We start from the raw sequence: 19,234 nt of genomic DNA, 5'->3' as shown, positions 1-19,234 counted from the left end.
CCCATAAGGTTCGAGGAGTTGGTGATGAAAGTTCGTGCATCGGTGAAAAAGCTGTGCCGTAACTGCAAGATTATTCGCCGCGAAGGTGTTGTTCGAGTAATTTGCAGCGCGGAACCGCGTCACAAACAGCGCCAAGGCTGAGTGTGATCCGCTTGAAGCCCGGCAGCTAGTGCGCTGCCGGGTTGATTATTTGTTATTACAGCGATATTATCTCGCGCCCTATTTCTTGGCTTCCGGGGCGTAGGTAGCTGTCAATTGGAGTCCCACTGAATGGCCCGTATTGCAGGCGTTAACATTCCAGATAACAAGCACACTGTTATCTCGCTGACCTACATCTATGGTGTTGGTCGCACTACTGCGCAGAAAATTTGCGCAGAGACTGGGGTAAACCCAGCCGCAAAGATCAAAGATCTGAGCGACGAGCAGATTGAGCAATTGCGTGGCGAAGTGGCGAAGTTCACCACTGAAGGTGACCTGCGTCGCGAAATCAACATGAAAATCAAGCGTTTGATGGACCTCGGTTGCTACCGTGGTCTGCGTCATCGTCGTGGTCTTCCAGTACGCGGTCAGCGTACCAAGACTAACGCGCGTACCCGTAAAGGTCCGCGTAAGCCGATCCGCAAGTAATCGCCCACGCGAATCGACAGGAAATTAATCATGGCAAAACCTGCTGCTCGTCCTCGTAAAAAAGTTAAAAAGACAGTGGTTGATGGCATCGCCCACATCCATGCTTCTTTTAACAACACCATCGTGACCATCACCGACCGTCAAGGTAACGCGCTTTCTTGGGCTACCTCCGGTGGTTCGGGTTTCCGCGGTTCCCGCAAGTCCACCCCGTTTGCTGCTCAAGTAGCTGCTGAACGTGCTGGTCAAGCTGCGCTGGAATATGGCCTGAAAAACCTCGACGTAAACGTTAAAGGTCCAGGTCCAGGTCGTGAGTCCGCTGTCCGTGCATTGAACGGCTGTGGCTATAAGATCGCCAGCATCACCGACGTGACGCCAATCCCGCACAACGGGTGCCGTCCGCCGAAGAAGCGCCGCGTGTAATCCAGGAGATTGTAAAGAATGGCTCGTTACATTGGTCCAAAATGCAAACTCGCTCGTCGCGAAGGCACCGATCTCTTCCTGAAGAGCGGCGTGCGCGCGATCGAATCGAAGTGCAACATTGAAGCAGCACCTGGTATCCACGGCCAACGCCGCGGTCGCCAGTCCGACTACGGCACCCAACTGCGTGAAAAGCAGAAGGTCCGTCGTATCTACGGCGTTCTCGAGCGTCAGTTCAGCGGCTACTACAAAGAAGCTGCTGGCAAGAAAGGTGCAACCGGTGAAAACCTGCTGCAACTGCTCGAATGCCGTCTGGACAACGTTGTATACCGTATGGGCTTTGGTTCGACTCGTGCCGAATCCCGCCAGCTGGTATCGCACAAGTCGATCAGCGTTAACGGTCAGACCGTAAACGTTCCGTCGTATCAGGTTCGTGCTGGTGACGTGGTTGCAGTTCGCGAAAAAGCAAAAAACCAACTTCGCATTGTCCAAGCTCTCGATCTGTGTGCCCAACGTGGCCGCGTAGAATGGGTAGAAGTAGACACTGAGAAGAAGTCGGGCGTTTTCAAGAACGTTCCTGCTCGCAGTGATCTGTCCGCCGACATCAACGAAAGCCTGATTGTCGAGCTCTACTCCAAGTAAGGGCTAGAAAATAGGTGCATCCATGCAGATTTCGGTAAATGAGTTCCTGACACCCCGCCACATTGATGTGCAGGTTGTCAGTCCAACCCGCGCCAAGATCACTCTCGAGCCTCTCGAGCGTGGTTTTGGCCACACCCTGGGCAACGCGCTGCGACGCATCCTGTTGTCCTCAATGCCCGGCTGCGCAGTAGTCGAGGCCGAGATTGACGGTGTGCTCCACGAGTACAGCGCCATCGAAGGTGTACAGGAAGACGTAATTGAAATCCTGTTGAACCTTAAAGGTCTGGCCATCAAGCTGCACGGTCGTGACGAAGTTACGCTGACCTTGTCGAAGAAGGGTTCGGGGGTGGTTACCGCTGCCGATATTCAGCTGGATCATGATGTCGAGATCGTTAACCCCGATCACGTAATCGCTAACCTGGCGTCTAACGGCGCCCTGAACATGAAGCTCACCGTAGCTCGTGGTCGTGGTTATGAACCAGCCGACTCGCGTCAGAGCGATGAAGACGAAAGCCGCAGCATCGGTCGCTTGCAGCTTGACTCTTCGTTCAGCCCGGTTCGCCGTATCGCATACGTGGTGGAAAACGCCCGTGTCGAGCAGCGTACTAACCTGGACAAGCTGGTTATTGATCTGGAAACCAACGGTACTCTGGATCCTGAAGAGGCTATTCGCCGCGCTGCAACCATCCTGCAACAGCAGTTGGCTGCGTTCGTCGACCTCAAAGGTGACAGTGAGCCAGTGGTTGTCGAGCAGGAAGACGAGATCGATCCGATCCTGCTTCGCCCGGTTGACGATCTGGAACTGACTGTACGTTCGGCTAACTGCCTTAAGGCGGAAAACATCTACTACATCGGTGACCTGATTCAGCGTACCGAAGTAGAGCTGTTGAAGACTCCGAACCTGGGCAAGAAATCCTTGACTGAAATCAAGGACGTTCTGGCCTCCCGCGGTCTGTCCCTCGGCATGCGCCTCGACAACTGGCCGCCTGCAAGTCTTAAGAAGGACGACAAGGCGACTGCCTGATCGTCGTAATCACCGAACGTAGTGTTTGGTAAGGAATGAACCATGCGTCATCGTAAAAGTGGTCGTCACCTGAGCCGCACCAGCTCGCACCGCAAGGCCATGTTCCAAAACATGGCAGTGTCGCTGTTCGAGCACGAGCTGATCAAAACTACTCTGCCAAAAGCCAAAGAACTGCGTCGCGTTGCTGAGCCGCTGATCACTCTGGCCAAGACAGACAGCCTGGCTAACCGCCGTCTGGCTTTCGACCGTACTCGTTCGAAAGCTATCGTTGGTAAGCTCTTCAACGACCTGGGCAAGCGTTACGCTACCCGTGAGGGTGGCTACCTGCGCATCCTCAAGTGCGGTTTCCGCACTGGCGACAACGCGCCTATGGCGTACGTCGAGTTGGTTGATCGTGCTACTGCTGGCGAAGCTGTATCCGCCGAGTAAGACGTCAGTCTGAAACGAAGAACCGGGCCTAGTGCCCGGTTTTTTGTGCCCGAAACAAAATGCGCTGTTCGTACAAGTATCTGACCCCATTCTGTTGTCACCATGTGCCGGGAATCATAATTAGTAATTATCTATCGATGTGCGCAAGTTAATGAATTTGTGGCTGTCGCATTGTTGATTAATACTTCCCAGCAAGCCGATTAGCCGGCAGTTTCAAGACTGACAGAGGAAGAAGACCGTATGAGCCAGATCAAAACGCTTACAACCGCCAGTGGCGCTCCTGTCGCTGACAACCAGAATTCTCGCTCCGCCGGCCCGCGCGGCCCGCTGCTGCTCGACGATTTTCACCTGATCGAGAAGCTCGCTCACTTCAACCGTGAAAATATTCCTGAGCGTCGTGTACATGCCAAAGGCTCGGGCGCGTACGGTACTTTCACTGTTACACGTGATATCACTGAGTACACCAGCGCCCAGCTGTTCGAAACGGTTGGTAAACAAACCCCAACCTTCCTGCGCTTCTCCACGGTCGGTGGTGAGCGGGGTTCGGCTGACACTGAACGTGATCCGCGCGGTTTCGCTCTGAAGTTCTACACCGAAGAAGGAAACTGGGACATCGTCGGCAACAACACGCCGGTGTTCTTCATCCGCGATCCATTGAAATTCCCCGACTTCATCCATACCCAGAAACGTTTGCCGCAAAGCAACTTGAAAAGTGCGCAGATGATGTGGGATTTCTGGTCGCACTCGCCAGAGGCACTGCACCAAGTCACCATTCTGTTCTCCGACCGCGGTATTCCTGACGGCTATCGGCACATGCACGGCTTCGGCAGCCACACCTATAGCCTGATCAGCGCAAAGGGTGAGCGTCACTGGGTGAAGTGGCACTACAAGACCAAGCAAGGGATCAAAAACCTTGCGCCGGCCGATGCTGCACGCTTGGCGGGTACTGACCCGGACTACGCGCAGCGCGATCTGTTCGAAGCGATCGAGCGCGGTGACTTCCCGAAATGGCGCGTGTGCATTCAGATCATGACCGAAGCCCAAGCAGCAGCGCACTACGAGAACCCGTTCGATGTGACCAAAACCTGGTCGCAGAAGGAATTCCCGTTGATCGAAGTCGGCGAGCTGGAGCTGAACCGCAATCCGCTCAACTACTTCGCTGAAGTCGAGCAAGCTGCCTTTGGCCCGAGCAACATGGTGCCAGGCGTTGGCCTTTCGCCGGACCGCATGCTGCAAGGTCGCGTCTTCGCTTACGCCGATGCGCACCGCTACCGCGTTGGCACCAACCACCAGCAATTGCCGGTGAATGCGCCACGCAGCCCGGTGAACACTTATCAGCGTGATGGCTCGATGGCATTCGGCAGCAACGGTGGGGCCGCGCCTAATTACGAACCCAACAGCTACATCGAATCTCCGAAACAAGCTCCGCATTACGCTGAGCCTGCGCTGGCGCTGAGCGGTGCCGCTGATCGCTACGATCACCGCGAAGACACCGATTACTACAGCCACGCCGGCGCGCTCTTCCGCTTGATGAGCGACGAGCAGAAAGCGCTGCTGGTGAGCAACATCGCCGGTGCAATGTCTGGCGTTTCCAGTGATGTCGTCGACCGTCAGTTGCAGCATTTCTACAAAGCCGATCCGGCGTATGGAGAAGCAATCGCAAAGCTGCTCAACGTACAGCTTAACGAAGTCTAAACGAGAAGCAGAACCGCCCTCATTTGGGCGGTTTTTGCGTTATTTAGGCTGCTTTTCTAAGAATATCTTCGCTTTTATTGCGCGTGACGGGTGACCTTCCAGTCAGGTTGGTTCAAACTACAGACTTTCAAGTAGGGAGATGTAGGGCGATGCAAGGCCACCCAGACGTAATCGATTACCTCAACACGTTGCTGACCGGCGAACTGGCCGCGCGTGATCAATATTTCGTTCATTCGCGGATGTATGAGGACTGGGGGTTCACCAAGCTCTACGAGCGAATCAACCACGAGATGGAAGAAGAAGCGGGTCACGCTGATGCGTTGATGCGTCGGATTCTGATGCTCGAAGGTACGCCGCGCATGCGTCCGGATGATCTTGATGTCGGCACCACGGTACCGGAGATGCTCGAAGCGGATCTGCGCCTTGAGTACAAAGTTCGCGCTGCGCTGTGCAAGGGCATCGAACTCTGTGAACAGCACAAAGACTATGTCAGCCGCGAGATCCTGCGGGTTCAGCTCAACGACACTGAAGAAGATCACACCTACTGGCTGGAAAAGCAGTTGGGCCTGATCAAGCTGATCGGTCTCGAGAACTACTTGCAGTCCCACGCTTCCTGATTGCAGTCGATACAAAAAAGCCCCTGTCACTGATGAAGTGACAGGGGCTTTTTCATCTCCGGCGTTTAAGCCCGATCGCGGATCAACAGCGGCTTGAGGTAATGCCCCGTGTGAGATTGCTTCATCTCGGCCACTTCCTCTGGTGTACCCGTCGCGATGATTTGCCCACCCTTGGAACCGCCCTCAGGACCGAGATCCACCAGCCAGTCGGCGGTCTTGATCACGTCGAGGTTGTGTTCGATCACCACCACGGTATTGCCGTGGTCGCGCAGGCGATGCAAGACATCGAGCAATTGCTGGATATCCGCGAAGTGCAGGCCGGTGGTCGGCTCATCGAGGATGTACAGCGTCTTGCCGGTATCACGCTTGGACAGTTCCCGAGACAGCTTGACCCGCTGCGCTTCACCGCCAGACAGCGTGGTCGCTGACTGGCCGAGCTTGATGTACGACAGGCCGACATCCATCAATGTTTGCAGTTTGCGCGCCAATGCTGGCACCGCATCGAAGAACACCCGGGCTTCCTCGATAGTCATTTCGAGAGTTTCGTGGATGCTCTTGCCCTTGTATTTGATCTCAAGGGTTTCGCGGTTGTAGCGCTTGCTTTTGCACACGTCGCACGGCACGTAGATGTCCGGCAGGAAGTGCATCTCCACCTTGATCAGGCCATCGCCCTGGCACGCTTCGCAGCGACCGCCCTTGACGTTGAACGAGAAACGCCCCGGGCCGTAACCGCGAGAGCGTGACTCGGGAACGCCAGCGAACAGCTCACGGATCGGCGTGAACAGCCCGGTGTAAGTTGCCGGGTTGGAGCGCGGTGTACGACCGATCGGGCTCTGGTCGATGTCGACGACTTTATCGAGATGTTCAAGGCCTTTGATGCTGTCGTGCGCGGCGGCTTCCAGGGTCGTCGCGCCGTTGAGTGCAGTGGCGCTCAGCGGGAACAGCGTATTGTTGATCAGCGTCGACTTGCCCGATCCGGACACGCCGGTGACGCAAGTCAGCAGGCCAATCGGAATATCCAGATCAACATTGCGCAGATTGTTGCCACGCGCCCCTCTGAGCGACAGATTGAGCTTTTTGTTGCGTGGCGTGCGTTTGGCCGGCACTTCGATCTTCACCCGGCCCGACAGGTATTTACCGGTCAGGGAATCCGGATGCGCCATGACTTCGGCCGGCGTGCCTTCAGCAACAACTTGGCCACCATGCACACCGGCGCCCGGGCCGATGTCGACGACATAGTCGGCCAGACGAATCGCATCTTCGTCGTGCTCGACCACGATCACCGTGTTGCCGATGTCGCGCAGATGCTTGAGCGTGCCGAGCAACCGGTCATTGTCACGTTGGTGCAAGCCAATGGACGGCTCGTCAAGGATGTACAAGACACCGACGAGACCCGCACCGATCTGGCTGGCCAGACGAATCCGCTGCGCCTCGCCACCAGACAGCGTGTCAGCACTGCGATCCAGTGACAGGTAATCCAAGCCGACGTTGACGAGGAATTGCAGACGCTCGCGGATTTCCTTGAGAATCTTGTCAGCGATTTCGCCGCGCCGGCCAGTCATCTTCAGCTCGCCGAAGTAAACGCACGCATCGCCGATCGGCAGGTTGGTCACTGCTGGCAAGGTTTTCTCGCCGACCCAGACATGCCGTGCCTCGCGACGCAGTCTTGTGCCACGGCAATCCGGGCAGGACTGGGTGCTGAGGAACTTGGCCAGCTCTTCGCGCACACTCGCCGATTCGGTTTCGCGGTAGCGACGTTCCAGATTCGGCACGATGCCTTCAAACGGGTGTGAACGTTTGACGATATCGCCACGGTCGTTCAAATACTTGAAGTCGACGTTCTGCGAGCCGCTGCCGTGGAGGATTTGTTTCTGCTGTTCGGCGGTCAGTTCGTTGAAGGGCTTTTCCAGGCTGAACTTGTAGTGCGAAGCCAGCGAGCCGAGCATCTGGAAGTAATAGACGTTACGCCTGTCCCAGCCACGTATCGCACCCTCGGCCAGGGTCAGTTCACCGTTGACCAGTCGCTTGATGTCGAAGAATTGCTTCACCCCCAGACCATCGCAGGTCGGGCAGGCGCCAGCCGGGTTGTTGAAGGAAAACAGCTTGGGTTCAAGCTCGCTGATCGCGTGGCCGCAGATCGGACAGGCGAAGCGCGCGGAGAAGATCATCTCTTCGCCCGGCTCGTCGTCCATCGGCGCGACCAGGGCAATGCCGTCCGCCAGTTTCAGTGCGGTTTCGAAGGACTCGGCCAGACGTTGCTGCAGATCGGCCCGCACCTTGAAGCGGTCGACGATCACGTCAATCGAGTGCTTCTTCTGTTTATCAAGTTTCGGCAGTTCGTCGAGCTCGCAGATGCGGCCATTGACCCGGGCCCGGACAAAACCTTGCGCACGCAGTTCTTCGAAGACCGACAGGTGTTCGCCTTTACGCTCGCGGATCACCGGGGCCAGCAGCATCAGTTTGCTGCCTTCAGGCTGCGCCAGGACCAGGTCGACCATTTGGCTGACGGTCTGCGCCTCCAGCGGAATATCGTGATCCGGGCAGCGCGGCGTACCTACTCGCGCATACAGCAAGCGCAGGTAGTCGTAGATTTCAGTGATGGTGCCGACCGTGGAGCGCGGGTTGTGCGAGGTCGACTTCTGTTCGATGGAGATCGCCGGCGACAGGCCTTCGATGGTGTCGACGTCGGGTTTTTCCATCATCGACAGGAACTGACGGGCATAGGCCGACAGCGATTCGACATAGCGGCGCTGACCTTCGGCGTACAGTGTGTCGAATGCCAGGGACGACTTGCCGGATCCGGACAGGCCGGTGATGACGATCAGTTTGTCCCGTGGCAGGGTCAGGTCGATGTTCTTCAGGTTGTGGGTACGGGCCCCACGTATCAGGATCTTGTCCAAAGTGGCCTCGCTCGGCGGGCGTCGAAAGCGTGAGAGTATACGGGCAAATACTGGATGGATGCACACTATCAAGCGTAGCGTTGTTTGCCCTGAATGAAGAGTGTTTCATCTGTACGCGTCAAAGCGTCGCGATCTACCCTGTCTTTCGATGGGACTGGTAGAATCGCCGCCGGTTCACACGAGGTTTTTCCATGCACGATCCCCACAGCGAACGCATGAGTGGCAGCGAGACCCGCGCGGCGAGCGGTCTGGCCTTGGTGTTCGCGTTCCGTATGCTTGGCATGTTCATGGTGTTGCCGGTACTGGCGACCTATGGCATGGATCTGGCGGGAGCGACCCCGGCCCTGATCGGGTTGGCTATCGGCGCTTACGGTTTGACCCAAGCGATTTTCCAGATTCCGTTCGGGGTCATTTCTGACCGTATCGGTCGGCGTCCGGTGATTTACCTCGGACTGATCGTCTTCGCCCTCGGCAGTGTGCTGGCCTCTCAGGCCGATTCGATCTGGGGCGTGATTGCCGGCCGGATCCTGCAAGGTGCCGGCGCCATTTCTGCGGCGGTCATGGCACTGCTGTCCGACCTCACCCGCGAGCAACACCGCACTAAAGCCATGGCGATGATCGGCATGACCATTGGCCTGTCGTTCGCCGTGGCCATGGTCATCGGGCCTTTGCTGACAAGCGCGTTTGGCCTGTCGGGCCTGTTTCTCGCGACCGGTGGAATGGCGCTGGTGGGCATCGTCATCGTCATGTTCATGGTGCCGAAATCCACTGGACCGCTGACTCACCGCGAATCCGGTGTGGCGCGTCAGGCGTTGATGCCGACGCTCAAGCATCCTGACCTGCTGCGCCTCGATCTGGGCATCTTTGTGTTACATGCCATGTTGATGTCGAGCTTCGTCGCGCTGCCTCTGGCGCTGGTGGAAAAAGCCGGTTTGCCCAAGGAACAGCACTGGTGGGTCTACCTTACCGCGCTGCTGATTTCGTTCTTCGCCATGATCCCGTTCATCATCTATGGCGAGAAGAAACGCAAAATGAAACGAGTTTTGCTCGGCGCCGTCATGACGTTGATGCTGACTGAGCTATTCTTCTGGCAGTTCGGCGACAGTCTGCGGGCTCTGGTGATCGGCACGGTGGTGTTCTTCACCGCGTTCAATCTGCTGGAGGCTTCATTGCCGTCGCTGATCAGCAAGGTTTCACCGGCGGGCGGGAAGGGCACGGCCATGGGCGTGTATTCCACCAGCCAGTTCCTCGGTTCGGCTCTCGGCGGGATACTCGGCGGCTGGTTGTTTCAGCATGGCGGTCTGTCGGTTGTGTTCCTTGGATGTGCCGGGCTGGCTGCACTTTGGCTGGCCTTTGCTGTTACCATGCGCGAACCTCCCTACGTGACGAGCCTGCGCTTGCCGTTGTCGCCCGAGGCGATCCGCGAAGCGGGTCTGGTCGAGCGTCTCAAGGCCCTCGTGGGGGTAACCGATGCAGTGATAGTTGCTGACGAAGCGGCTGTTTACATCAAACTGGACAAAGAATTAGTGGATCGCGACACCCTCGAACGCCTGGTGAACAACCCGGCCGAGGCTGCTTGCGGCGCTTAGGAGAACGTTATGGCCCGTGGGGTTAACAAAGTCATATTGGTCGGCACTTGCGGCCAGGATCCCGAAGTTCGCTACCTGCCTAACGGTAACGCCGTGACCAACCTGAGTCTGGCAACCAGCGAACAGTGGACCGACAAGCAAACCGGTCAGAAGGTCGAGAAGACCGAGTGGCACCGTGTTTCGATGTTCGGCAAAGTCGCCGAAATCGCCGGTGAATACCTGCGCAAGGGTTCGCAGGTTTACATCGAAGGCAAGCTGCAGACCCGCGAGTGGGAAAAAGACGGTATCAAGCGTTACACCACCGAAATCGTGGTCGACATGCAAGGCACCATGCAACTGCTCGGCGGCCGTCCCCAGCAGGGCGACCAACAAGGCGGTGGCAACAACTACCAGCAGTCGGCTCCGGCTCCACGCCAGCAGGCTCCGCGTCCGCAGCAGTCGGCTCCACAGCAGCGTTCGGCCCCGGCTCCACAGCAGGCCGCACCGCAACCGGCTCCGGATTTCGACAGCTTTGATGACGACATTCCGTTCTGATTCGCTGTTGTAACCGCTGCAAATAAAAAGGCCCGTCGCTTATACGACGGGCCTTTTTTGTGCCTGCAAAACACCGCGATCAACCGTAGGAGCTGCGGCACGCTGTGATCTTTTGATCTTGAAAAATAGAGTCAAAAGATCGCAGCGTGCCGCAGCTCCTACAGGGGGATTTGTGTTTCAGTCGAGAATCAGGTGCGGCAGGAATCGGCTGGAGTCTTTGGTGATCAGGCTGTTGTCCTCCCGCACCCCAATCCCCGCCGCCTGATCGCCAATCACCCACGAACCGATCAGCGTGTAGCTGTCGCCAAACTTCGGCAACGGCGCTAACTCCTGCAAGATAAACGGCGCGTCGGTGTAAGGCCCGTCCTCTTTGACGATCAGCCCCTCAGTCGTTTGCAATTCAATGTTGGCGCCTTCCCGGGAGAAGTACGGTTTGCGCACCCAGCCCTTGGGTACCGCAGTGGCCGGGTTTGGATCAAGGTGCGCCGCGAGCAAGTTCGGATGGCCCTTATGCAGTTCCCAAAGCAACGGCAATACGCCTTTGTTCGAGAGGATCGCTTTCCACGCCGGCTCGAAAAACTGCGTATCACATTCGGCAATCGCTGCGCCAAACGGTTCTTGGAAGATGAACTCCCAGGCGTGCAGCTTGAACAGGTGCGGGATCCAGCGATCTTCCAGGTCGACAAAACGACCCTCGCTGGTCAGACCGATGTCTTCAATATCGATGTGCCGCGATTCGATGCCGACTTTTTCCGCGATCAAACGCAGGTAATCCGTGGTGCCTTTGTCCTCGACCGAGTCTTTCATCGAGGCAAAGTAGAAAGGCCGCTTCAGCTTCAGTTCGGCAAAGGCCTGATGCAGTTTGGTGTCGATGCTGTTGAACTGGTCCGCCTGCGGCGGCAGCGTCCCGCGTTCAATGCATTGCTCCAGCCAACCCCACTGAAACGCCGCCGCTTCGTACAGACTGGTGGGCGTGTCGTAGTTGAGCTCCAGCAGTGTCGCCGGGCCGTTGCCGCTGTAGGAAAAGTCCATGCGTCCGTACAGATGCGGATGACCTTCGCGCCAGGACGTGCGGATCAGGTCGTAGTACGCCGGCGGGATGCTCAGGCGATCCAGCAGTTCTTCGCTGTTGACCACGCGGTCGACCAGATCCATGCACATCTCGTGCAGTTCGGTGGTCGGATCCTCAAGATCGTTTTCGATCTGCGCGAGCGTGAACTGGTAATACGCGCTTTCGTCCCAGTAGGGCTCGTCGTCGATAGTGTGAAACATAAAGCCGAGGCTCTCGGCGGTCTGTTTCCAGTCGGGGCGCTCGGCGCAGAGAATCTTCTTCATCGTCAGCTGCTCGAACGACCGGAACTGCTGCCCCAACCACCCCAACCGCTGCGGGCGCTGGACTGGCTGCCGAAGCCGCCGCGCGACGTCGAGGACGCGACGTTGACCGGTTTGCTCTTGCTGCTTTCGTAGTCCGGTTGGCTGCGTGTCGTCGTTTCGGCCCTGCGGTATTGCGTCGAAGTGTTGTAGGGCTGGCGCGTATCGCGATCGCGGTAAACCGTGCGATTGGCGTTGTTGCTCATCGCGTTGCCGATCAACCAACCGGTCAGCCAGCCACTGCCGCCACCACTGGAGGTGTGCGAAGTGTTCTGCACATTCTGCGCTGCCACCGCTTCACCTGCGGGCATCTGCGCGTCGGCGATGGCGTCGAGGTTCTGCGCCGGCTCGCCGTTCTGCGGCACCTTGAAGCCGCCGAGTTTCGGCACGAAGCGGCCGTCGGAATTTTTCTGACACCAGTCGGCGGCGAAATCCGCGTCGCACTTGGCCTTGTCGTCGTACGCCGGCGCGATGCGGCGGTGTTCGCTGAGCGCGGCGACGTAAGCATTCGAGCAGACATCGGCGGCTACTTCGGCATCGACGCACTGCTCAACGCTCTGGAAACTGCGTTGCTGATCGACGGCTGCCACTTCGCCGGAGATGGCCATGGCCACCGAAGCGGCGAGGGACAACTGAACGTATGTACTGCGTTTCATCGAGGGCTTCCTGCCGATCAGTTGGACGGTGTCATGCACGCGGCATTGAGCATGCCGACGCTGATCGCCACCGCAGCGACATAGATACCCGAGGCGATTTCGCCGTTGGCGATGCGCTGGGACGTGCCTTTGAGGACCAGGCCCGTGGCGAGAAACGCCAGCAGCTGCACAACCGCAGCAATTACCGCCCACAGGACGAAATCAAGGACGTTGACCGAAAAGGCGATCACGTTACTGGCCGGGATCGCGAAGCCGATGATCGCCCCTGACAGCGCAATGGCGGCGGCAGTGTTGCCGGCGCGAATCAGCTCGAATTCTTTGTGCGGGGTGATGCGCGTGTAGACGAACTGAAACAGCATGAACAGCAGCACGGCGCCGATCAGGTAGACGACGAAACCGACCAGCGCGGTCTTGTTCAGGGAAACGGCCAGCACTTCCAGCATGAAAAGCTTCCTTTTTTAAATGGTGCTCAGGTCAGTCGTGTACAGCGAGATACCCAGTGAGGTGCTCAGGCTGACGGTGCCTTCTTCGTCCTGTTCGACGGAGAACAGCAGCAATTCGCGGCGATCGGTCAGGCCGGTGTCGCGTGCGTAAAGCATCGAATGGTGTTCGATGGTGTAGGACTCGTCCGGGTTGACCACTTGCTCGGTCATCGGCACGAGTTCGGTCTGGCCTTGTTCCGTGCCCCATTCGCGGGTGTACTCGACACCGTCGTGGGAGTAGGTCGGCATGCCAATCGGGCTGCTTGGGCCGGCCAGGCGCTGCAGTTCGGCGTCACTGTTGACGGTCACGTAACTGAGGTAATTGAACAGCGTGACGGATTCGATCTGGTCGTCGCCGGTGACGTGGATCTGTAGCCAGAAATCCTCGTCATTCATGTAATAACGGTGCAGTTTGTTGGACTGGCCGAGGTCGACCCAACCGGCGCTCCAGATCGCTTGATCGAAGGGCACGCGTACCGTGGTCGAGCCGTCGAGCAACAGCGCCAGGGTCGTATCGAACCTGACAGCTTTGCCTTGGGCCATACCGAGTGGGCCACTGGCAACGGTCGGTGTTGGCGCAGCGGTCTGCCAGTTGCTGGTGCCCAGCAAATCTTTAAACCATCCCATGGGTACGTTCCTTGAGGCGGGTGGAAGTGTTCGTCGGCGAAAAAAGCGTGGCTAGTGTACCGGGCTGAGCGGTGAACGACACGCCGCAAACCATGTGGGAGCGAGCTTGCTCGCGAAGAGGTCGTGTCATTCAACATTGATGTCGACTGAGAGGACGCTTTCGCGAGCAAGCTCGCTCCCACAGGTTTTGTGCAACTGCTTACTGAGCGGACTTCTGCTTCAGACGCTCAAGAATCGCATTGGCGCTGCCTTCGTTCGGCGTGATGCCGGCGTCGCGCAGTTTGCGATCCAGGTCATTGCCGGTCGATGCATCAGCCAGCTCATCCGCTGCACTCAGCTCGGCGGCGCGTTGCTGCTGCTTGGCCTGCAGACGGTTCAGAGTGCCCACTGCGGTTTCCAGTTTGCCGTTGGCGCCGCCGCTGGCGATGGACGCACTGACCTGAGCTTTCTGCACGCTTTCGCGGGCCTTGGCCATGTCCACTTGCTGGCGCAGGCTCTTGATGCGCGACTCGGCCTTGCCGATGTCTTTGCGCATGTTTTCGGCGTAGGTGCCAAACTCGTCGCTCTGGGCTTTTTCGGCGGTCAGGTCGTTGGTCAGGGTCGAAATCGCTTCGGCCACTTCCAGCGCCAGGTCTTCACGGCCAGCGTTCAGAGCCGACACAGCCTTGGCTTCGAGATCCTTGATCTTGGCGTCGTACTCGCTCACGCGGTCGGCAGCCAGTTTGTGCTTGGCCATGATGGTGACCAGCTCACGACGGGCGTTCGACAGCGCGGTGTCGGCGTCGCGGATTTCCTGATCGAGGATGCGCAGGGCCTGTTGGTCGACGATCGCTTCGCCGACTTCATTGGCGCCGCCGCGCAGTGCGGTGAACAACTTGCTCCAGATGGACTGAGTCATTGGATATTCCCTGTTGATTACTTGAAGAAGTGTTCGAAGGCTTCACTCGCGCGCTGCACGTTGTCGACCAGGGTTTTCACCTCGGTGACCACGTTGGTCAGGCTCGAGTCGGCGCTGAGGGCGCCAAACATGTTGTAAACGGTCTGGCCGTTCGGCATCGACTCGATACCAATCGACGACAGCGGGAACATTTCCCGGCTGCGCAACACGGCATCGTTGAAGGCGCGCACATCGGTGATCGACTCGATGTCCACCAGCACGGTGTCGACGATGATCTGCTGGCCGGCCACGGCAACGTGAATCGGCAGACCGCCGAATTCGTTCATTTCCAGCTTGATGCTGGGTTCGGAGCTCTGGATCAGAGACAGCGTGATCTCTTGCGAAGCCACCTCGTCCAGAGCCTTGAGGGCGTTGAAGAGGCTATCGATATTCCAGTTGTTGCCTGCGCTCATGTAATTCTCCGACATGAAAGAGCCAGCCAGAATCGGTTGGCGTAGCTGTTGCTCCATTTGCTTGAGCAAGCTTCGGTTTTCGGGAAGCACCCAAGTTTCGTGTTTCACATAACCGGCGGCCGCCAGGCCCGCGCGCATCTGCTTCATATAAAAGCTCGACGGTTTTTTCGCGGACACTTTGCCGCGCTCTCCCTTCGGGCTTTCTGATTTCGCGGTGGGGGAACGGCTTTTCATGGCAGTGGCTCGGTTATGAACATCTCACGCGTGAGCCACACTACAACCAAATCAAAGTGCCATCAATGGCTCACGCGTGAGATTTTTATGACAGACGAAAAAAGGCCCGCTGCAAGGCGGGCCCGGATAGTTTGCAAGGTATGACTCAGTGAGGTTTCGCGAGGAATTCGTCAGTGGAGACTACGCTGGCGTAGGCGAAACCCAAGGCTGACATGAACGCTGCGTGAACATGCGCCGCCGGCACGGTGAGGCCATTGAACTCCAGGTCACGGCTGGCGCAGGCATCGTGAATCACTGTGACGGTATAGCCCAGATCTGCCGCCGCGCGGGTGATGCCGTCGACGCACATGTGGCTCATGCTGCCGACCACCACCAGTTCCTTGATGCCTTGTTCGTCGAGGATGGCTTGCAATTCGGTTTCGCGGAACGAGTTGACGAAGTGCTTGAGCACCACCGGTTCATCGGCGTGGTTAAGGACTTTCGGATGCAGTTTGGCGCCTTCCGAACCCGGGGTGAAAAACGGTGCGTCAGGCGAGGTGAATTCGTGGCGAATATGCACCACCGAATCGCCTTGCTCGCGAAACGCTGCGATCAGTCGTGCGGCGTTGTCGGCGGCGGCGTCGGCACCGGCCAGCGGCCATTTGCCTTGAGGGAAGTAGTCGTTCTGGATATCGACTACGATGAGCGCTTGCTTGGCCATGGGTGTGTCCTCGATGGATTGGCTGGAAGTGGCGTCAGTATTGACCCGCCACGGCACTTCGAGGATTGGCCGCACCGACAATAGACAGGGGAAAACTGACAATGGGCGCAGAAAGGACCGCCACCGCTGACCTGGGCGTGTTGATCTATCCCGGCGCGCAGATGGCGGCGGTGCATGGCTTGACCGATCTGTTCGCGGTGGCCAACGGGATCGCCGCTGAGCATCGGACTGCGCGATTGCCGCTGCTGCGGGTCAGTCATTGGCAGGTTGACGCAGATCAGTCGCCCGTGCGGGTTTATGACAGCCATCCGGGCACCGAGAGCCAGTTGCTCGCGGTGCTGATTCCGCCGTCCATCGGAGGCTTTTCTGCAGCGCAAATGCCAAGCGGCTTATTGCCGTGGCTGCGCGATCAGCATGCCCATGGCGCGACCCTCGGCGGTGTCTGCGTCGGCTCGCTGATGCTGGCGGAAAGCGGTCTGCTCGATGGTCGCAGCGCCACCACCCACTGGACCTCGGCCAAGGTCTTCGCCGAGCGCTATCCGAACATCAAACTCAAAGCCGATACGCCGATTGTCGATGACGGCGACCTGATCACCACCGCTGGACTGATGGCGTGGTCGGAGCTGGGTTTGCGTCTGGTCGATCGTCTGCTCGGTCCGAGCATCGCCACTGCCACTGCGCGATTCCTGGTCGTGGAGCACAGCGACAGTGCCAGCGAGTGCGGAAGCAATTTCGCGCCGATTCTGAATCACGGTGATGCGGCTATTCTCAAGGTTCAGCATTGGTTGCAAAGCACCGGCGCAACGGATGTTTCGCTAGCGGCAATGGCTGAGCGGGCGGGGCTGGAGGAGCGCACGTTTCTGCGCCGGTTTCGCGCGGCGACTGGGCTGAAGCCGACCGAGTATTGTCAGCATCTTCGGGTGGGCAAGGCGCGGGAGATGCTCGAGTTCAGCAATGGCACCATCGACCATATTGCGTGGACGGTCGGGTATCAGGATCCCGGGGCGTTTCGGGCGACGTTCAAGAAGATTACCGGGCTGGCGCCGAGTGATTACCGGGCGCGGTTTGGGGTGATGCCGACCCTCAAGGCGACAAATTCCTAATGTGGGAGCGAGCCTGCTCGCGAAAGCGGTGGTTCTGGGGAATTGATATTGACTGACACTACGCCTTCGCGAGCAGGCTCGCTCCCACATTGATCTGTGCTGAACCTTGAATCGTGCAAATTGCCGGGGATTTATTGAGGGTCGTGCAGTTTGAAACAGGCGTGATGCCAGCACCTTTCTGGCAAGTTTCTGATTGGTCTATGATTTTCCTGGAGCAGCCGTTGGCCTGATCTCTGCACCTCTCACCGCTACAGTCACCGAACCGATGGAAGGGGGACGCATGACCCCGACACCCCGCAGGAAAATCGTCGTCGCTCACTCGGTGCGTGCCGACGCGCCCCAGCATGAAGTACAAACCAACAAGGCGCTGGCCCGCTGGCTGGCGCAGATTCTCGGATTCAAGTTCGGTGGCAGTTACGACCCGGAAAAACATCGCGGTCGAGATCTTTACCTGCTGCCCACGCAAACCATTGTTGGCGCTGCCCAGGCCCACGCTTTGGGCATCAAAGGCCCCGAGGATCTGTGGGGTGGCTTCGTCGAACACGACTTCATCTGCACCAAAGCCATCAGCCACGGTTTGCGCAGTCATCTGGCCGCAGCGCCACAAGGCTGGTCGCCGCTGTTCAGCGAACGCACGCGCGCCGTCGTGCTCGACGGTCTCAGTGTGTTTGCGCTGGAGGATGCGCGGCCCGCTGCCGAGCATCTGCTGTACAACGGGCCGATCCGTCTGAAGCCGATTCACGCCTGCGCCGGTCGCGGTCAGGAAGTGATCAAAAGCCTCGACGCCTTCGACGAAATCCTCGCCCGCCCCGACATTGAAAAGCAGTTCAGCGACGGCGTCGTGCTGGAACAGGACTTGAGCGATGTCGTCACCCACAGCGTCGGCCAGTCATTTATCGGCGACAAAGTGCTGAGCTACTGCGGTGATCAATATTTGACCAAAGACGCCCACGGCGAAGACGTGTACGGTGGTTCGAACCTGCTGGTGGTGCAGGGCGGTTACGACGATCTGCTGGCGCTGGAGCTGCCGGATGATGTGCGACTGGCCATCGAACAGGCGCAGATTTTCGACCGCGCTGCCGATGAGGCCTACCCGCGTTTCTACGCCTCGCGCCGCAACTACGACATCGCTCAGGGTCTCGACAGCAACGGCAAAACCCGCAGCGGCGTGCTCGAGCAGTCGTGGCGCATGGGCGGTGCCAGCAGCGCTGAGGTCGCCGCGCTGCAAAGCTTCGTCAACGATCCGGCGATGCGCGCGATCCGCGTGTCGTCGGTGGAAACCTACATTGATCAGCCGCTGCCGGCGGACGCCATCGAGGTGTATCGCGGGCCGGCGGAAAACAGTGAATTTCTCCTCAAATACGTAACGGTCAAATCTTATGACGGCTAGAAGCGAAAGCATTCAAATCGACATTGATGATGAACAGATGAGCGGGACCTTTCTCAGTCCCAAATCGAAGGTGCCGGGGGTGTTGTTTGTGCACGGTTGGGGCGGCAGCCAGGAGCGCGATCTCGAGCGCGCCAAAGGCATCGCCGGTCTTGGTTGTGTGTGCCTGACGTTCGACTTGCGCGGGCACACCGGCGGCACTGGCATTCCGCTGACCCGCGTCACCCGCGAAGACAATCTGCGCGACCTGCTCGCGGCATATGACCGCTTGCTGGCGCATCCGGCGCTCGATACCTCGGCGATTGCCGTGGTCGGCACCAGTTATGGCGGTTACCTGGCGGCCATCCTGACCTCGCTGCGCCCGGTGCGCTGGCTGGCGCTGCGCGTGCCGGCGCTATATCGCGACGAGCAATGGCACACGCCCAAGCGTGATCTGGACAAGGCGGATTTGCGCGATTACCGCAGCACGCTGGTGCGCGCGGACAGCAATCGCGCACTGCACGCGTGCTCGCAGTTCACCGGGGATGTGTTGCTGGTGGAATCGGAAACCGATGACTATGTACCGCACGCGGCGATCATGAGTTACCGCGCGGCGTGCCAGCAGACGCATTCGTTGACGCACCGGATTATTGATGGCGCCGATCACGCGTTGAGCGAACCGGTGTCGCAGCAGGCGTACACCTCGATATTGGTGGACTGGATAACCGAGATGGTGGTCGGTGAGCGGTTGAGCATTATTCAGTCTGCATGAGCTGTGTTGTTCTCCCGGGCGCCTTCGCGAGCAAGCTCGCTCCCACATTTGGAATGCTTTCAACCTGTGGGAGCGAGCCTGCTCGCGAAGAGGTCATCA

General features: G+C 58.4%; 21 protein-coding genes. 13 read left to right on the top strand and 8 right to left on the bottom strand.

Features of this window, described 5'->3' with window-relative positions; translation table 11 throughout:
* Positions 1-24 precede the first annotated feature (24 nt).
* The 8 genes from rpmJ (at position 25) to bfr (ending at position 5,451) form a co-directional block, all read left to right on the top strand.
* On the top strand, positions 25-141 hold the full coding sequence (gene rpmJ / locus ACQ4OE_RS25895; RefSeq protein WP_002555468.1) for a 50S ribosomal protein L36: 117 nt from the start codon (positions 25-27) through the stop codon (positions 139-141).
* 129 nt (positions 142-270) lie between these two features.
* Positions 271-627 carry a 30S ribosomal protein S13 gene (gene rpsM, locus ACQ4OE_RS25890; protein WP_009045849.1) on the top strand — a complete coding sequence of 119 codons (357 nt, stop codon included), beginning with the start codon at positions 271-273 and terminating at the stop codon, positions 625-627.
* A 30-nt stretch (positions 628-657) separates the two neighbouring features.
* Positions 658-1,047, top strand: coding sequence for a 30S ribosomal protein S11 (gene rpsK / locus ACQ4OE_RS25885; protein WP_002555466.1), 390 nt, complete (start codon positions 658-660; stop codon positions 1,045-1,047).
* An 18-nt stretch (positions 1,048-1,065) separates the two neighbouring features.
* Entirely contained in the window at positions 1,066-1,686 is a 621-nt protein-coding gene (gene rpsD, locus ACQ4OE_RS25880; RefSeq protein WP_003176404.1) for a 30S ribosomal protein S4, read from the top strand.
* A gap of 22 nt (positions 1,687-1,708) precedes the next feature.
* Positions 1,709-2,710 carry a DNA-directed RNA polymerase subunit alpha gene (locus ACQ4OE_RS25875; protein WP_003186012.1) on the top strand — a complete coding sequence of 334 codons (1,002 nt, stop codon included), beginning with the start codon at positions 1,709-1,711 and terminating at the stop codon, positions 2,708-2,710.
* Between the two features lie 42 nt (positions 2,711-2,752).
* Complete coding sequence (rplQ, locus tag ACQ4OE_RS25870; protein ID WP_007918448.1) at positions 2,753-3,139, top strand: 50S ribosomal protein L17; 387 nt, start codon at positions 2,753-2,755, stop codon at positions 3,137-3,139.
* A gap of 240 nt (positions 3,140-3,379) precedes the next feature.
* Complete coding sequence (locus ACQ4OE_RS25865) at positions 3,380-4,834, top strand: catalase (protein WP_430948371.1); 1,455 nt, start codon at positions 3,380-3,382, stop codon at positions 4,832-4,834.
* 149 nt (positions 4,835-4,983) lie between these two features.
* Positions 4,984-5,451, top strand: a complete 468-nt coding sequence (gene bfr, locus ACQ4OE_RS25860) for a bacterioferritin (protein ID WP_016983567.1) — start codon at positions 4,984-4,986, stop codon at positions 5,449-5,451.
* A 65-nt stretch (positions 5,452-5,516) separates the two neighbouring features.
* Here bfr and uvrA read toward each other — a convergent pair whose 3' ends face one another.
* Entirely contained in the window at positions 5,517-8,351 is a 2,835-nt protein-coding gene (gene uvrA, locus ACQ4OE_RS25855; RefSeq protein ID WP_430948370.1) for an excinuclease ABC subunit UvrA, read from the bottom strand.
* Positions 8,352-8,542: 191 nt separating this feature from the next.
* Between uvrA and ACQ4OE_RS25850 the strand changes: the two genes are divergently transcribed.
* Both ACQ4OE_RS25850 and ACQ4OE_RS25845 read left to right on the top strand, forming a co-directional pair.
* Positions 8,543-9,940, top strand: a complete 1,398-nt coding sequence (locus ACQ4OE_RS25850; RefSeq protein ID WP_430948369.1) for an MFS transporter — start codon at positions 8,543-8,545, stop codon at positions 9,938-9,940.
* Between the two features lie 9 nt (positions 9,941-9,949).
* Positions 9,950-10,474: a single-stranded DNA-binding protein gene (locus tag ACQ4OE_RS25845; RefSeq protein WP_008081898.1), complete on the top strand. Its 525-nt coding sequence runs from the start codon at positions 9,950-9,952 to the stop codon at positions 10,472-10,474.
* A gap of 177 nt (positions 10,475-10,651) precedes the next feature.
* On the opposite strand, the gene ACQ4OE_RS25840 is transcribed toward ACQ4OE_RS25845, so the two are convergent.
* From ACQ4OE_RS25840 to ACQ4OE_RS25810, 7 genes are all read right to left on the bottom strand, one after another.
* Complete coding sequence (locus ACQ4OE_RS25840; protein ID WP_430948368.1) at positions 10,652-11,809, bottom strand: glutathionylspermidine synthase family protein; 1,158 nt, start codon at positions 11,807-11,809, stop codon at positions 10,652-10,654.
* A gap of 2 nt (positions 11,810-11,811) precedes the next feature.
* Positions 11,812-12,501 (bottom strand): DUF1190 domain-containing protein, encoded by a 690-nt coding sequence (locus tag ACQ4OE_RS25835; protein WP_430948367.1) that lies wholly within the window; start codon positions 12,499-12,501, stop codon positions 11,812-11,814.
* Between the two features lie 17 nt (positions 12,502-12,518).
* On the bottom strand, positions 12,519-12,944 hold the full coding sequence (locus tag ACQ4OE_RS25830) for a DUF350 domain-containing protein (RefSeq protein ID WP_122592632.1): 426 nt from the start codon (positions 12,942-12,944) through the stop codon (positions 12,519-12,521).
* Between the two features lie 15 nt (positions 12,945-12,959).
* Positions 12,960-13,610 carry a DUF2491 family protein gene (locus tag ACQ4OE_RS25825; protein WP_122592633.1) on the bottom strand — a complete coding sequence of 217 codons (651 nt, stop codon included), beginning with the start codon at positions 13,608-13,610 and terminating at the stop codon, positions 12,960-12,962.
* Between the two features lie 199 nt (positions 13,611-13,809).
* On the bottom strand, positions 13,810-14,508 hold the full coding sequence (locus tag ACQ4OE_RS25820) for a PspA/IM30 family protein (RefSeq protein WP_122592634.1): 699 nt from the start codon (positions 14,506-14,508) through the stop codon (positions 13,810-13,812).
* Positions 14,509-14,525: 17 nt separating this feature from the next.
* The gene (locus ACQ4OE_RS25815) at positions 14,526-15,107 is read right to left on the bottom strand and encodes a YjfI family protein (RefSeq protein ID WP_240999193.1); all 582 of its coding nucleotides are present in this window, start codon (positions 15,105-15,107) and stop codon (positions 14,526-14,528) included.
* Positions 15,108-15,339: 232 nt separating this feature from the next.
* Positions 15,340-15,894 carry a cysteine hydrolase family protein gene (locus ACQ4OE_RS25810; RefSeq protein ID WP_430948366.1) on the bottom strand — a complete coding sequence of 185 codons (555 nt, stop codon included), beginning with the start codon at positions 15,892-15,894 and terminating at the stop codon, positions 15,340-15,342.
* A gap of 101 nt (positions 15,895-15,995) precedes the next feature.
* Between ACQ4OE_RS25810 and ACQ4OE_RS25805 the strand changes: the two genes are divergently transcribed.
* The 3 genes from ACQ4OE_RS25805 (at position 15,996) to ACQ4OE_RS25795 (ending at position 19,135) form a co-directional block, all read left to right on the top strand.
* Complete coding sequence (locus tag ACQ4OE_RS25805) at positions 15,996-16,997, top strand: GlxA family transcriptional regulator (RefSeq protein WP_430948365.1); 1,002 nt, start codon at positions 15,996-15,998, stop codon at positions 16,995-16,997.
* A 280-nt stretch (positions 16,998-17,277) separates the two neighbouring features.
* Complete coding sequence (locus ACQ4OE_RS25800) at positions 17,278-18,387, top strand: DUF3182 family protein (RefSeq protein WP_430948364.1); 1,110 nt, start codon at positions 17,278-17,280, stop codon at positions 18,385-18,387.
* Entirely contained in the window at positions 18,377-19,135 is a 759-nt protein-coding gene (locus ACQ4OE_RS25795) for an alpha/beta hydrolase family protein (RefSeq protein ID WP_064118866.1), read from the top strand. Before ACQ4OE_RS25800 ends, ACQ4OE_RS25795 begins: the two co-directional genes overlap by 11 nt.
* Positions 19,136-19,234: the final 99 nt, after the last annotated feature.

The organism is Pseudomonas sp. WC2, assembly GCF_050586545.1.
GTDB lineage: Bacteria > Pseudomonadota > Gammaproteobacteria > Pseudomonadales > Pseudomonadaceae > Aquipseudomonas.
Note: the sequence above shows the minus strand (reverse complement) of the source record. Positions and strands in the feature narration are given on the sequence as shown.